Origin of the sequence: Ornithinibacter sp. (genome assembly GCF_035443565.1) — a bacterium.
Lineage (GTDB): Bacteria > Actinomycetota > Actinomycetes > Actinomycetales > Dermatophilaceae > Fodinibacter.
Genome location: NZ_DAORSO010000068.1, coordinates 1 through 12,977, shown reverse-complemented (window position 1 = coordinate 12,977; position 12,977 = coordinate 1). Strand labels below are relative to the sequence as shown.

General features: G+C 73.4%; 10 protein-coding genes and 1 tRNA gene. 7 read left to right on the top strand and 4 right to left on the bottom strand.

Translation table 11 applies throughout. From position 1 onward, the window contains the following. The 5 genes from PLL68_RS08760 to PLL68_RS08740 form a co-directional block, all read left to right on the top strand. Positions 1–1,080 (top strand): contractile injection system tape measure protein (locus PLL68_RS08760; RefSeq protein ID WP_324533387.1); only part of this gene is annotated, 1,080 nt, incomplete at its 5' end. Then, a complete protein-coding gene (locus PLL68_RS08755; RefSeq protein ID WP_324533386.1) occupies positions 1,077–2,432 on the top strand; it encodes an ATP-binding protein in 1,356 nt (451 codons plus the stop codon). The genes PLL68_RS08760 and PLL68_RS08755, both read left to right, overlap by 4 nt. Then, positions 2,429–7,420: a hypothetical protein gene (locus PLL68_RS08750; protein WP_324533385.1), complete on the top strand. Its 4,992-nt coding sequence runs from the start codon at positions 2,429–2,431 to the stop codon at positions 7,418–7,420. The genes PLL68_RS08755 and PLL68_RS08750 overlap by 4 nt, the downstream gene beginning before the upstream one ends. Then, the gene (locus PLL68_RS08745; RefSeq protein ID WP_324533384.1) at positions 7,417–8,199 is read left to right on the top strand and encodes a hypothetical protein; all 783 of its coding nucleotides are present in this window, start codon (positions 7,417–7,419) and stop codon (positions 8,197–8,199) included. Before PLL68_RS08750 ends, PLL68_RS08745 begins: the two co-directional genes overlap by 4 nt. Next, positions 8,196–8,519 carry a hypothetical protein gene (locus PLL68_RS08740; protein WP_324533383.1) on the top strand — a complete coding sequence of 108 codons (324 nt, stop codon included), beginning with the start codon at positions 8,196–8,198 and terminating at the stop codon, positions 8,517–8,519. The genes PLL68_RS08745 and PLL68_RS08740 overlap by 4 nt, the downstream gene beginning before the upstream one ends. Before the next feature lie 12 nt (positions 8,520–8,531). On the opposite strand, the gene PLL68_RS08735 is transcribed toward PLL68_RS08740, so the two are convergent. The 3 genes from PLL68_RS08735 to PLL68_RS08725 all read right to left on the bottom strand — a co-directional run bounded on the left by PLL68_RS08735 (position 8,532) and on the right by PLL68_RS08725 (position 10,893). Continuing rightward, positions 8,532–9,179 (bottom strand): response regulator, encoded by a 648-nt coding sequence (locus PLL68_RS08735; protein WP_324533382.1) that lies wholly within the window; start codon positions 9,177–9,179, stop codon positions 8,532–8,534. Next, positions 9,176–10,144, bottom strand: coding sequence for a HAMP domain-containing sensor histidine kinase (locus tag PLL68_RS08730; protein ID WP_324533381.1), 969 nt, complete (start codon positions 10,142–10,144; stop codon positions 9,176–9,178). The genes PLL68_RS08735 and PLL68_RS08730 overlap by 4 nt, the downstream gene beginning before the upstream one ends. Before the next feature lie 95 nt (positions 10,145–10,239). After that, a complete protein-coding gene (locus tag PLL68_RS08725; protein WP_324533380.1) occupies positions 10,240–10,893 on the bottom strand; it encodes a winged helix-turn-helix transcriptional regulator in 654 nt (217 codons plus the stop codon). A 76-nt stretch (positions 10,894–10,969) separates the two neighbouring features. On the opposite strand from PLL68_RS08725, the gene PLL68_RS08720 reads away from it, so the two are divergent. Next, complete coding sequence (locus PLL68_RS08720) at positions 10,970–12,247, top strand: MFS transporter (RefSeq protein ID WP_324533379.1); 1,278 nt, start codon at positions 10,970–10,972, stop codon at positions 12,245–12,247. Next, entirely contained in the window at positions 12,244–12,693 is a 450-nt protein-coding gene (locus tag PLL68_RS08715) for a PaaI family thioesterase (RefSeq protein ID WP_324533378.1), read from the top strand. Before PLL68_RS08720 ends, PLL68_RS08715 begins: the two co-directional genes overlap by 4 nt. Before the next feature lie 202 nt (positions 12,694–12,895). On the opposite strand, the gene PLL68_RS08710 is transcribed toward PLL68_RS08715, so the two are convergent. Continuing rightward, positions 12,896–12,970: transfer RNA gene (locus PLL68_RS08710), tRNA-Arg, on the bottom strand. Positions 12,971–12,977: the final 7 nt, after the last annotated feature.

Sequence of the window (12,977 nt, the reverse complement as noted above, 5' to 3'; positions counted from 1 at the left end):
ACGCTCGCGGCGTTGTGGGCCGAGGCGATCCGGGCCGCGGTGCACGACACGCTCGCCGCGGGCGCGCGGGGTCGGGTCTCGACGGCGGAGCCCGACCAGGTCACCGACCGGAGCTCGCCGACCGCGGCGGATGCCGTTCGCGCGGCCCTGGCGTGGGTGGCGGGTGGTGCCCGACCGGATGCCGTGCCCCGGCAGGCGTGGAGGGTCGCCGACCCGCTCCGCGTCGACGAGTGCCGTCGGCTGCTGGCCGGCCGCTGGGGCGAGGTGGTCGGCGCCTTGGCTCGTGTGGTGAGTCAGGGCGGGGCGCCGGTGGTGGCTCGCGCCCCCGAGGACGAGCCGGACCGGGACGGTCTGCGCGGTGCGGGGGGTGCGGTCACCCCGGCGGAGGTGGACGCGACCGAAGCGGGCGGTGAGGGTGCAGCGCGACCCGGGCACCCGGCATCCGATCCCGTCGGGGACCCCGTGACGTCGCCGGGCTCGCCGGGGGCCCCGGGGGAGCGGGCACGTGCGGCGGCCGACCTCGCGCTGGTGTCGACCGTGGGCGACCTCGTCGACGAGACCAGTTCGGCGGTGATCGACACCGCGCACCTGACGACCGCCGCAGGGCTGGTGCTGCTCTATCCGTGGCTGGCCGATCACTGCCGGTCCGCCGTGGCGCTGCACCCGGGCCTGCCTGCTGCCCCGGTGCGCGCCGCGGCGCTGGCGCTGCTCGTCAGCGCGCAGGACCCGCCGCGCGACGACCCGCTCGTGCGCCTCCTCGCCGGGAGCCCAGGGGAGGCCGGGCTCCCCCTGCCGGTCTCGGGCGCGGTGAACCTGCGACGCCGCGACGAGGTCGAGCAGTCGGCGCAGGAGGTGCTGCGGAACTTCGCCGCGCTGCTGCCCGGGTTCGCGGGGTCGACGGCCGACTTCGTGCGAGCTGAGTGGGTGATGCGCGCCGGGCTGCTCGACGAGCGCTCCGACCACGTGCGGCTGAGCGCGGCGGCGCGACCGCTCGACGTCGTGCTGGGCGCGCTGCCCTACCCCCTCGGGCTGCTGGCGCTGCCGTGGTCGCGCCCGATCAGCGTGCGGTGGCAGCGGTGAGCACCCGCCCGACGGTCGCCACCCCGGTGGCCGAACTCGGTGCAGCGCTGGAGATGCTCGATGCCGTCATCCGGGTCCGGGCCGAGGAGCGCAGGGGTGGCCCGGCCGGGCGCCCGCTGGCGCCCTCGCTGGTCGAGGGTAGCGGCGGGCTGGAGGGGGCAGCGGCTGCGGACGAGGGCATCCCCCCGCTCGAGCGGTACGACGGCGGCGGCCCGCTCGCCGCGACGATCGCCATGGCCGGGCTCGGGCCGGCCGAGGCCCTCGTGCTGGTCGCGGCGGTGGCCCCGTTCGTCGACGAGCGCTTCGCGGCCGCGTACGCCACGCTCACCGACCGGCCCGGGGTCACCGGCCTCACCGGCGAGGTCGCCCGCACCCTCGCGGCCCGCACCCTGGCGGGCCGGCTCGACGTGACCGCCCTGCTCAGCGAGGCCGGCACCCTGCGCGCCACCGGCCTGCTCACCCTCGACCCACCCGACGACCTCAGCGGCACGCTGGCGCCCGACCCGCCTCTGCTCGCCTGGCTGCTCGGGCAGCCGCCACCACCGCCACGGGTGTCCTCGGGGTTCCCGGCCCGCCCGCTCACGACGGTGCACACCCTGGCCGATGTCGTCCTGCCGGCACGGGCCCGCGCCAAGGTCGCCGACATCGAGCGACGGATCGCCCACCGCGAACGCGTCGTGCACACCTGGGGTTTCGGGCGGCACCACGACAACGTCGGCGGGTTGCTCGCCCTGCTGCACGGGCCGCCGGGCACGGGCAAGTCCATGACGGCCGCTGCGATCGCGGCCTCGGCGGGCCTGACCGCCTATGTCATCGACCTGTCGGCGCTGGTGTCGAAGTACATCGGCGAGACCGAGAAGGCCCTGGCGGCCGTCTTCGAGCGGGCCGAGCGTGAGCGCTGCATCCTCGTCTTCGACGAGGCCGACGCGATCTTCGGCCAGCGCACCGAGGTCTCCGACGCCCACGACCGCTACGCGAACCAGGAGGTCTCCTACCTGCTCTCGCGGATCGAGACCCACCAGGGGGTCGTCATCCTCACGACCAACCTGCTCGGCAACATCGATCCCGCGTTCCAGCGCCGCATCCACGTGATGGTCGAGTTCCCTGCGCCCGGCGCCCCCGAGCGTGAGCAGCTCTGGCGGCGGGCCCTGCCTCCCGACCTGCCCGTCGCCGATGACCTGGACGTCGTGGCGCTCGCGGAGCGCTTCGCGATCACCGGGGCCCAGGTGCGCGACGCCGCGGTGGATGCCGCGTACCTCGCCGCGGCCGGCGACGGGGTCGTCAGCCAGGACCTTCTCGTGACGGCGATCCGTCGGCAGTACGAGAAGGCGGGTCGATCGGCCCCACCGTGACGGCCGTCGCGAGCCGCGCGCCGGCGGCTGCGGGGCGGGCCGCGGGGTCCGGGCCCGAGGCCGCCGAGCGCTCGGCAGCCGTGCTCGGGCCGCTCGGCGTGGCTACCGAGCGCGCACCGGTGCTCGACCGCGTCCCGGGTCCGGTGTCCGACGATCCCGTCGTGGTGCTCGAGGGCCTGCTCGCCGGGGGGCTCGAGGCGGTCGCGGCCCGGTGGGGGCAGGGCGGAGGTTCGGTGGTGCTCTCGGGGCGGCGGGCCTTCGTCGACGTCACCGGCAGCGCCGGATTCGGCCCCGACGGGGTGCTCGACGGCCGGGTCGAGCTGCGCGCCGACCTCCAGGTGCTGGGGCTTGCGCTCGGCTCCGCCACGTGGGTGGTGCACGGGTGGGAGCCCTCGGCGGAGCTCGCCCTGCCCGCGGCCGAGATCCGCGGCACGGCGCTGCGCGTCGACCTGGCGGCGCTGCCGCCCGAGGTGACGCTCACGGCATCCGCGGGCATCGCCGCGACCACGATCGACGGCGGCGTGACGCTCGAGCTCCCGGGCGACGCCGTCCCGCTCGGTGAGCCGATCAGCCCACGCATCGCCGAGCTCTACCGGGGCCTGCTCGGGGTCGACCTGTCGTCGCTCGTCGTGCACCGCGAGGCCCCGGTGGTCGACGGCCCCGCGTTCGTGAGCAACCGCGACCTGTTCTTCGCGCCGGGCGTGTACGGCGTCGACGCCCCGCAGACCCTGGCCGTGCTGGACGCCGCTGTGCGGGCCGCGATCGCCGGGATCGTCGGGCCGGTGCTCGACGGTGCGACCCCGCCGGTGCTGCCCGAGAACCTGCCGGCCGGTGGTGTGGGAGCGGCGGTGCCGGTGGTCGACCCACCCGTGCCGGGGCCCGTCGTCGATGCCGGCGGTGCCGTGGCGGGTGGGGGCGCGGCGAGCGCCGGTGAGGCGGCAGCGGGAGGTGCGCCGACGGCATCCGACGCCGGGATGGATGGTGCTGCGGGTCAGCCTGAGGGGGTGGGCGGGGCGGCGGGTGAGGCCGTGGCCGCCGAGCCGGGCGCCGCCGGTGAGGGCGGCGGGGCGGCGCCCACTGCCCCGGTGCTCATGCCCGAGGCGCCCACGGCACCCGGCCCCGCGGCGGCCGCTCGTGGGGGTGCGGTCGCGGGCGGTGCGGGTGGGGCGGCGCGGGCAGCGAGGGAGCTTCCGAGTGCCGATCAGAACACCGCAGACGCCCGGGGGGCGGTGACCGAGCCGGTCGCCGAGACCGCGGCCCGGGCGCGGGAGGAGCTGGCGGCCGAGCTGGGGGAGCGCCCCGCGCCGAGCCCGGAGATCGTCGAGCTCGTCCAGCGGATCCGCGACGCGATCAGGAACAACCGGCCCGAGGACGAGGACCAGCTGCTGGCGACCGACCCGACGCAGGAGGCGCAGTCCGCGGGCGAGACCGTCTCGGGGACGGTCGACGGGCAGGTCAGCGAGGCGAGCGGGGAGTACGACGCGATGTCGACTCCCCCCGCGGGGAGCCCGGCGCTGTCGCCGAGCCCGGTGGCGACCCCGCCCGCCGCGAGCCCCGGGATGGGCGTCGACGCCGCGAGCGCGGCGCCCGACCCGCTGCCGCCGGAGAACACGTCGCTGGACGCCGACGTCGCGGCGACCGACCAGCGGATCGCCGACGCCGGGATGGAGACCCGGGTGACCGCCGAGATCCCGGACGGCCCCTTCGGTGAGGCCCGCGCGGCCCGTGGTGAGCTGGGGGAGCTCGCCCAGCGCACTCCGGCGGAGATCGCGGCCGAGGAACAGGTCGCCATCGACAGCGCGCAGGCCGACATGGCGCGCCTTCAGCAGGAGGCGGTCGCGGCGCTGCGCGCGGCCCGCACCGGCACGATCGGGGGTGTCGCCGAACGCCAGGAGGGGATGACCGGGCAGGAGGAGGTCACCCGCGAGAACGTCTCGCAGCGGGCGCAGGCCATCTACGACGCGGCCGAACGCCAGGTGACCGGGCTGCTCACCCCGCTCGGGCGCACGGCGATGGGGCGGTGGGAGGCCGGGCTGGCGCGGCACTCCCGCGAGTTCCACGACTGCCTGGATCGGGTGCAGCGCTGGATCGAGGAGCGGCACAGCGGGGTGGTCGGCACGATCGTCGCGGTCGGCGACTACATCGCGGGCCTGCCGTCGTGGGTCACCGGCGAGTACAACCGGGCCGAGAACCAGTTCGGCAACGACATCGGCGAGCTGCTGCTCGACATCTCCAGCGAGGTCAACGGGGTGATCGCGGCGGCGCAGGCGATCATCGTGCGCGCCCGCACCGACATCGGGGCGCTGTTCGACCAGATGGAGGCCGAGTTCCCCGAGTTCGCGGCGGCCGAGCGCGCCCGGTTCGAGGGCCTGCTCGACGGGCTGTCGCAGCAGGCGACCGCCGCCCAGACGAGCTTCGTGCGCGACGTGTCCCGGGCCGCGGTGACGGCCGTCAACGAGGCGCACGCCGCGGTGGAGGCTCGCCGGCTCGAGGCCGGCGGGCTCATCGGCGCGGTGGTGCGGGCCATCGAGGAGTTCATCGAGGACCCGGCGCGGGCGATCATCAACGGGCTGCTGCGCCTGGTGAACATCCCGCCCGCGGCGTTCTGGGCACTCATCGCCCAGATCGAGTCGGTCGTCGCCGACATCGCGGCCAACCCCGAGGGATTCCTCAACAACCTCGTCGCCGGGGTCAAGCAGGGGTTCTCGCAGTTCTTCGACAACTTCGGTACCCACCTGCTGGGAGCGTTCTGGCGGTGGCTGTTCTCCGGGCTGAAGACGCCGATCCCGATGCCGACGAGCTTCGACGCCCCCGCGCTGTTCACCTTCGCCCTCCAGCTCATGGGGATCACCTGGCCCAACGTGCGCGAGATCCTCGTGCGTCACCTGGGCCCGACCGCGGTCGACGTGCTCGAGGCCGCGTGGGAGCTGATCTCGGTGCTCGTCGCCCGCGGGCCGCAGGGGCTGGTGGACCTCGTCAAGGAGCAGCTGACCCCGGAGAACATCGTCGGGATGATCCTCGACGCGGCGATCGAGTACCTCGTGGAGACCCTGGTCGTGCAGGCCGCGCAGTACATCTTCAGCCTGCTCAACCCGGCCGGTGCGGTGGCCCAGGCGGTGCGGCTGATCTACGTCGTGTGTTCGTGGATCTTCCGCAACGCGGCTCGGATCTTCGCCTTCGTGCAGGCGGTCGTCGGGGGGATCGCCAACGTCATCTCCGGCAACATCAGCGGGCTCGCCGGGGTGGTCGAGAAGGCGCTGGCGTCGATGATGGTCGTCGCGATCGACTTCATCGCGGGGCTGCTCAGCCTGGGTGGGCTGCCCGACGAGGTGGCCGCCGTCATCGTGCGGATGCAGACCTACGTGCTCGGCATCGTCGAGCGGATCGTCGTCTTCCTCGTCACCCGGGCGCGGGCCCTGCTGGCGCGACTCGGCATCGGCTCGGAGAACCCCGAGGACGGCGCCGACGGCAACGGCGACGACGAGCTGGGCACCACGGTGCGCTTCTCGGCCGGTGGTGAGAGCCACCGGGTGTACGTGCAGCAGTCCGGCGACACCGCCGAGGTCATGGTCGCCTCGGTCCCGGAGCCGATTGCCACGAAGATCGCCGGATGGAGGGCAAAGATCGACGACGGTGAGCCGGCGGACGATGCGCTGCGCACCGAGGCCAGCGGGCTGTGCGGTTCGCTGGCGACCGTCGCGGACGAGGCAAACACCGAGGCGGCGCAGCTGGCGCACGCGTTCCTCGAGGCATCACACAGCAGCGACGACACCATCGAACCGCCCTCGGACGACGCCCTGGAGAATCGGGAGCGGGCCATGGCGGGGATGCTGGACCGCCTGTTCACGATCTTCGGGGAGACCCGCGATCCTGAGATCATGTTCCGCACGCAGCTCGCCATGGTTCACCCCCAGGCACGCGCCGACATCGTGGAGGCCCTGCGGGCTGCGCCCATTGCTGCGGGTGCCTCGTGGGGCACGGTGCGTGCCCGGGCGGAGACGGATCCGCGGGCACTGCCGATGAAGCAGACGCCCCTGAACCAGAGCCACACCTTCGGTTCTGCGTTCGCCCACGAGTGGGCCTCGGAGGCGACGATGCGGGGACTGCAGGCGGCGCAGGCCGCGCAGCGGGGCGAGCCGGACTCGGCGGTGCGCAAGGCGGTGGGCAAGAACCTGGCCGATCTCGGCCTCTCGTGGACGGCCCGACCCGGGATCGCGCACGGGCGCGACTACCTCGTCCGCTACAAGGCGCAGTTGCACGCTCAGGAGGACCCGTTCGGCGCGGCCCCCGTGACCCTGTCGGCCGACACGGCCTGGCAACGGTCCGCGCAGCCCGGAGCGTCGGCCGCGATCCGTGCGGCCATGCAGGCGCGGGTCGCCATCCGTGGCAGTGGTCCCGCCGGGCCCGACCTGCCGAGCAAGGTACGCGAACGCATCTGGCAGTTGTTGGCGGCGGGGTCGTTGGACAATCCCAGTGCCGTGGGGGCGGCGATCTACATCCGGGTCTCCGCCCAGACCAGGGCGGACATCGAGACCTACCTCGCCCAGGAAGCGGCAGACGCCTCCTACGGCGCCGACCAGCAGGACATGTTGCGATGGTGGCAGGGCCATGTCCTCCAGGACGAGTTCCACCACGCGTGGCCCCAATGGCTCGGCGGGGCCTTCGAACAGACCGAGATCTTCATTCCCCGCGCCCTGCACAACTTCGACGGGCTGAAGGGTTTCCCCGGCGGTTTCCACCAGGTGTTCAACGACGCCTTCACCGCTGCCTTCGCCCACGAGGCTGCCGACCAGAGGCCGGTGGTCAATGACCCGGGCCGATGGCTGGCCTACGCCGCGACCCACCCGACGGCGCGGGCCACGGTGGCCGGCCTGCTCGCGTCCGCCTACGCCACGGTGTTCTCGGGCATGGGCGCGCCCGGGGCCGCCGCAGTTGCCGTCTTCGTCTCCGAGTGCCAGCGCACCTATCCCGGAACAGGAACGCCATGAGCTATGTGATGACCATCCGACTGCCCGACGGCGCCACTCTCAAGCGGCCCGCCCGAGAGGCTGCGGGGCTGCTCGAGGTGACGGTCGCGGACGACGACGTGGCCGGCATCCCCGACCTGAGGGCTGATGTCGCTGAACTCGGCGGGGAGGTCGTCACCGAGAACGGGTCAACCAGCCCCCGGCCCGGCACCGAAGTGGGTGAGGGCCGATGGTGCGTGCTGTTGCCATCGAAGGTGCTCGCCACGACGGTGAAGGGTGCGCAGAACCGCAGCACGGCCTGCGCGTGTGGACTCCCGTTGGCTGGGGTGATCGTCGCGGAGCCCCGCTTGACGGGCAGGTCGCCCGTGCCCGGACTGGCCTGCACCCGAGAGGGATTCGTCGTGGTGACCGCTGACGTCGCCGGGGCGTTGGCGGAGGAAGGGCTCACCGAGGGGGTCGAGGTGTTCACGGTGGACGGCTCGGCAGGAGTGCGACTTCTGGTGCCCACCCGGCAACTGGTCGGCGGGTCCGCGGGGCGGGGCGGGTGCGCGGTCTGCGGGCGGGAACCAGCCGTGATCGGCGGCATCAGCGTCGGGGTCCCGGCGAGGTACAGCCTGCAACCTGCCGCCGACATCCCGCCGGGGGAGGGTTGGGCGTGGCACCCGGCGATGGCCCAGCAGATCGCCGTCGTCAGCCCGGGAGTGCGCGAGGCGCTGGTCCGCTTGGGCGCCGACTTCGCGGCGATCCCGCTGCGTGACGTGACCCGGGCCGAGGCCTGGCTGGCGAAGGAGTACCGATGAGCACCTCGGATCCCGGGCCGGGTGTGCAGTGGCTGGCGCAGCGCTCGGGCCGCCGGGTGGAGGAGTTGCTGGAGGACCACGTGGCGCTGGTGGCCGCGCTCACGGCATCCGGTCGTGACGCCGCCGACCTCGTCGCGCGGCTGGTGAGCGAGGACCCGCAGGTTCGCGCGGCCGCCGAGGTCGAGGCGCGGGCGGTGCGTGCGTGGTTCGCCGCCCACGACGATCCGGCCGCGCCCACGCCGGGGGAGCGCTTCGGCTCGCGGGTGGCGGAGATCCTTCGGGATGCCGCGACGCGCCTTCGCGACGCCCCTCCCGTCTAGGTGCTGTAGCCCTCAGGGCTCGATGAGGCCCGCCCTGATCGCGTACCGGGTGAGCTCAGTGCGGTCGCGCATCCCGAGCTTGGCCAGCACGTTCGCCCGGTGGCGGTCGACGGTCTTGACGGAGATGACCAGCGCGGCGGCGATCTCGCGCGAGGTGTAGCCCTCCGCGATGAGTTTCACGACCTCGTCCTCGCGCGGGGTGAGCACGCTGCGCGGCACCCGCTCACCGCGCCGCATCCGGTCCAGGAAGTCACGCACCAGTGTGCTCGCCACCCCGGCGTACAGGAACGGCTCGCCGCGCACGGCCGCCCGGCACGCCTCCACGAGGTCCTCGTCGGCGGCGGACTTCAGCACGTAGCCACTCGCCCCCGCCTGCAGCGCCGAGAAGAAGTACTGCTCGTTCTCGTGCATCGAGAGCATGAGCACCTTCGCGTCGGGGACGCGGCGGGTGATCTCGCGCGCGGCCTGCAGACCCGTCATCGTCGGCATGGACACATCGAGCACCGCGAGGTCGAACGGCGTCGTACGCGCTGCGCTGACCGCCTCGACACCGTCGGCCGCCTCGGCCACCACCTCGACGTCGTCCTCCGCCTCGAGGATGCGCCGCAGCCCGGCGCGCACCAGCGAGTGGTCATCGGCGAGCAGGATGCGCACGGTCACGGGGTGCCCGCCGCTGGAACCGAGAGCCGGACCGTGGTGCCGCCGCCGTCAGGGGTGGCGACGGTGAGTGACCCCCCGACCATCTGGGCGCGTTCGTGCATGCCGTGGATGCCGGTGCCCCGCCTGACGTCGGCGCCTCCCGTTCCGTCGTCGGTCACCGTGAGCACGACGTTGTCACCCACCCGGGCCAGGCCGAGGGACACCGAGGTCGCCCGGGCGTGACGGACGACGTTGGTCAGGGCCTCCTGAGCCACCCGGTAGACGACGAGCTCGGACTCGGGGGTCAGCGGTGGCAAGCCGGGCACGAAGCCGCGCGTCACCGGCATCCCCGTGCGTGCCGTGTGGTCGCTCGCGAGGCTGCTGAGCGAGTTGAGCAGGCCCAGGTCGGCAAGCACCCCGGGTCGCAGCCGCTGGGAGATGCGGCGGACCTCCTCGAGGCAGGTGCGCGTGGTGCTGCGGGCCCGCTCCATCGCCTCGGCGACCTCGCTGGGTTCGGCGTCGCCGGTGTGGCGCAGGTCGAGCAGCACGGCGGTGAGGCTCTGGCCGACCTCGTCGTGCAGCTCCTGGGCGATGCGCTGCCGCTCGGCCTCCTGGGCCCGCAGCGCCCTGGCCGTGCTCGTGGCCCGCTCGTTCTCGAGACGCTCGAGCATGGCGTTGAAGCCGGTGACGAGCCGGCGGGCCGGGCCGGAGCCGGCCTCGTCGAGGCGGGTTCCGGGTTCGCGCAGGTCGACGCTGTCCATGGCGCCGGCCAGCCGGTCCAGCGGTGCCAGCACGGTGCGCAGGAGGAGGGCGTTGACGACGACGGTGACGGTCAGGCCGACGACGAGGACCACGAGTTCTGACATCACGGGGCGGGTGGACACCGTGGCGGGGGAGAGCACCAAGGCGGTGGTGCCCAGGGCGAAGACGGCCCCGTTGATGAGGCAGACCCGCCAGAACAGGGACATCGAGACGTCGCGGCGCATGTCCTCAAGGGTCGCAGAGTCGCGGTCGGTTCCAGCCGTGCCGAGGCCGTGCGGCGCAGCGCACCGATTCGGCTCTGTGTCGAGGGTGCCGGACGTCAGCCGGCCGCCACCGCGCCCACGGGGAACATCTCGGTGAAAGCCCGCTTCGCCGTTTGGCTCCCGTGCGCAGACAGCAGTGGACCCAGCTGCTCGAGGTCGCGGGTGCCGCGGCAGAGCTCGATGAGGGCGGCGGCGGAGCCGGTGAAGACGAGGTCCGGCTCTGCCTCCCGGTCGGGCCGTTCGAGGCGGCCGCCGCGGACGTGGAGCCAGTGCTGTTCGCCGTCGAGGTCGAAGCGGAGCAGCAGGTCTCGACCTGCTGCACCCGAGGTGTCGAGGTGCGGGGCAAGGGCTCCGTGGACCGCTGTGCGGGGTCGCACCTGACCCTCCACCGGCTCGGTGAGGAGGGGCAGCCCGAACCGGGCCAGCTCGCGCAGCACGGGTCCGACCCGCTTGCCGGCCGTGCTGAGCGCGTAGACCGTGCGGGCAGCGGGTGGTGGCAGCTCCTGCTGCTCCACCAGGCCGGCCTGCTCGAGGTCGCGCAACCGGTCGGTCAGCAGGTTGGAGGCAATGCCGGGCAGGTCGGTGCGCAGGTCGGTGAAGCGACGGCGCCCGAAGGAGAGCTCGCGCAGGATGAGCAGGGTCCAGCGGTCGCCGACGACGTCGAGCGCGGCGGCGATTCCGCAGTACTGGTCGTAGCTCTTCTTCGACACGCCGTCATCGTACGATGGTTGAGATCTGATACCAATACGTTGATTTTGTAAACTAACGGGGCTACGGTTCTCCGTCATGGACGACCAGCCGGCGCTGCCCCGCCCCACGGTCAACCCGTGGGTGGTCCTGGTGGTCGGCAGCCTGTCTGCGTTCATGGTCTTCCTCGACGCGCAGGTGCTGTTCGTGGCCTTCGACGACATCCGTTCGAGCTTCCCGTCGGTGTCGTTCGCCACGATGTCCTGGACGCTGTCCGCCTACACGATCGCTTTGGCTGCCGCCCTGGTGCCGGCGGGTCGGATGGCGGACCGCTACGGGCGCCGCCGGGTCTTCCTGATCGGCCTGGTCGCCTTCACCCTCGCCTCGGTGCTGTGCGCGGTTGCCCCTTCGGCGGGTTTGCTCGTGGCGTTCCGGGTCATCCAGGCGCTCGGCGCTGCTGCCTTGGTGCCGGCCTCGCTCGCGCTGGTGCTGTCGGTCTTCCCGCCCGCGCGAGTGCCGGTGGCCGTTGCCGTGTGGGGCGCGATCGCCGCGCTCGCCGCCGCGGTGGGGCCCACCGCAGGCGCCCTGCTGGTGGAGGCCTGGGACTGGCGGGCCGTCTTCCTGGCCAACGTCCCGGTCGGGGCGATCGCGCTCGTCCTCGGCATCCGCCTCCTGCCGGAGTCGCGCGAGGCCGACCGGGCGCGCTTTCCCGACCCCCTCGGCATCGCGCTGCTTGCGGGCTCGCTGACCCTGTTGGCCCTGGGCATCGTGCAGAGCGACCAGTGGGGATGGACGGCCCCGGCAACGCTGGCTGCCCTGGCGGGTGGTCTCCTGGTGCTCGCCGCCTTCGTGCGGCGGACGCTGTCGGTGCCGCACCCAGCCCTGGACCTGCGGATCTTCGCCAGACCGTCGGTGCGCTGGGCGAACATCGCCACGGCTGCTTTCACGATCGGGTTCACCGCCATGTTCTTCGCCCTGATCGCCGCGAGTGGGGTGTTCCTGCTCACCAGGCTCGGTGACGACCCGGCGTACGTCACCCAGCTGCTTCCGGCTTCCCTGCTCTCCGGGCTCGGCGTCGCCATGGTGATCCCCCAGCTGACCAGCGCCGCCGTGCAGGGCCTGCCGCCTGATGAGTTCGGCGCGGGCGCCGCCGTGAACCAGGCGATCCGGCAGCTGGGTGCCACGTTCGGCGTGGCCCTCATCGTGGCCGTGCTGGGCACCGTCACGCCGACCATCGCGGCAGACGCATTCGGCGGCGTGTGGGCGATGCTCGTCATCTGTGGCGTGCTGACCTCGGTTTCCGCGGTCTCGCTTCCGCGGCGGCAACCGGCGGTCCGGGCGGTCGCCGTCCCGGTCGTGGCAGGAGCCCCACAGTGAACGCCCAGCGCGACCTCGCGAGCCTGACCGGCCTAGAGCTGATGCAGCGCGTCGTCTCGGGGCAACTGCCGCCCCCGGGGATCGCCGACCTGCTCGGGATGGACATGGAAGAGGTCGGCGACGGTTTCGCGCAGTTCGCCCTCAACCCGGACGCGCGGATGCTCAACCCGCTCGGATCGGTGCACGGCGGAATCGCCGCGACCCTGCTCGACTCCTGCATGGGCTGTGCCGTCCACACCACCCTGCCGCCCGGCACGGGCTACACCACCGCCCAGCTCAACGTGCACTACCTCCGCCCGATGCGGCCCGGCATGGGCCGTGTCCGGGCCGTCGGCACCGTGCTGCACCGGGGGCGGACGCAGAGCACCGCCGAAGGCAAGCTGCTCGACGCCAGCGGGCGGATGCTCGCGCACGCCACCACGACCTGCCTGATCCTCACCCCCTGACCGCCGCCAGGTCACCACAGGTAGCCGTCGGCCGGCCCCGGTGTCGGGATCCGCGTGGCGCCCACCACCTGGTGCCCACTACCTGGTGCGACCGGCAGGTGCCGCCCTCGGCAGGTGCCGCCGTCGCAGTCCGCTCCTTCGTCGCGGTCTGCTCCGGCTCCCGTCATCCTGCCGGGGGCACGCAGCCTTGCTTCGCTGCGGCTGGTGCCCCCGGCAGGATTCGAACCTGCGACACCTTCTTTAGGAGAGAAGTGCTCTTCCCCTGAGCTACGAGGGCGCACGCG

Excerpts from the sequence above, each read along its gene's own strand:
- PLL68_RS08745 (WP_324533384.1), top strand. The coding sequence starts at position 7,417 with ATGAGCTATGTGATGACCATCCGACTGCCCGACGGCGCCACTCTCAAG.
- PLL68_RS08740 (WP_324533383.1), top strand. The coding sequence starts at position 8,196 with ATGAGCACCTCGGATCCCGGGCCGGGTGTGCAGTGGCTGGCGCAGCGC.
- PLL68_RS08730 (WP_324533381.1), bottom strand. The coding sequence starts at position 10,144 with ATGCGCCGCGACGTCTCGATGTCCCTGTTCTGGCGGGTCTGCCTCATC.
- PLL68_RS08720 (WP_324533379.1), top strand. The coding sequence starts at position 10,970 with ATGGACGACCAGCCGGCGCTGCCCCGCCCCACGGTCAACCCGTGGGTG.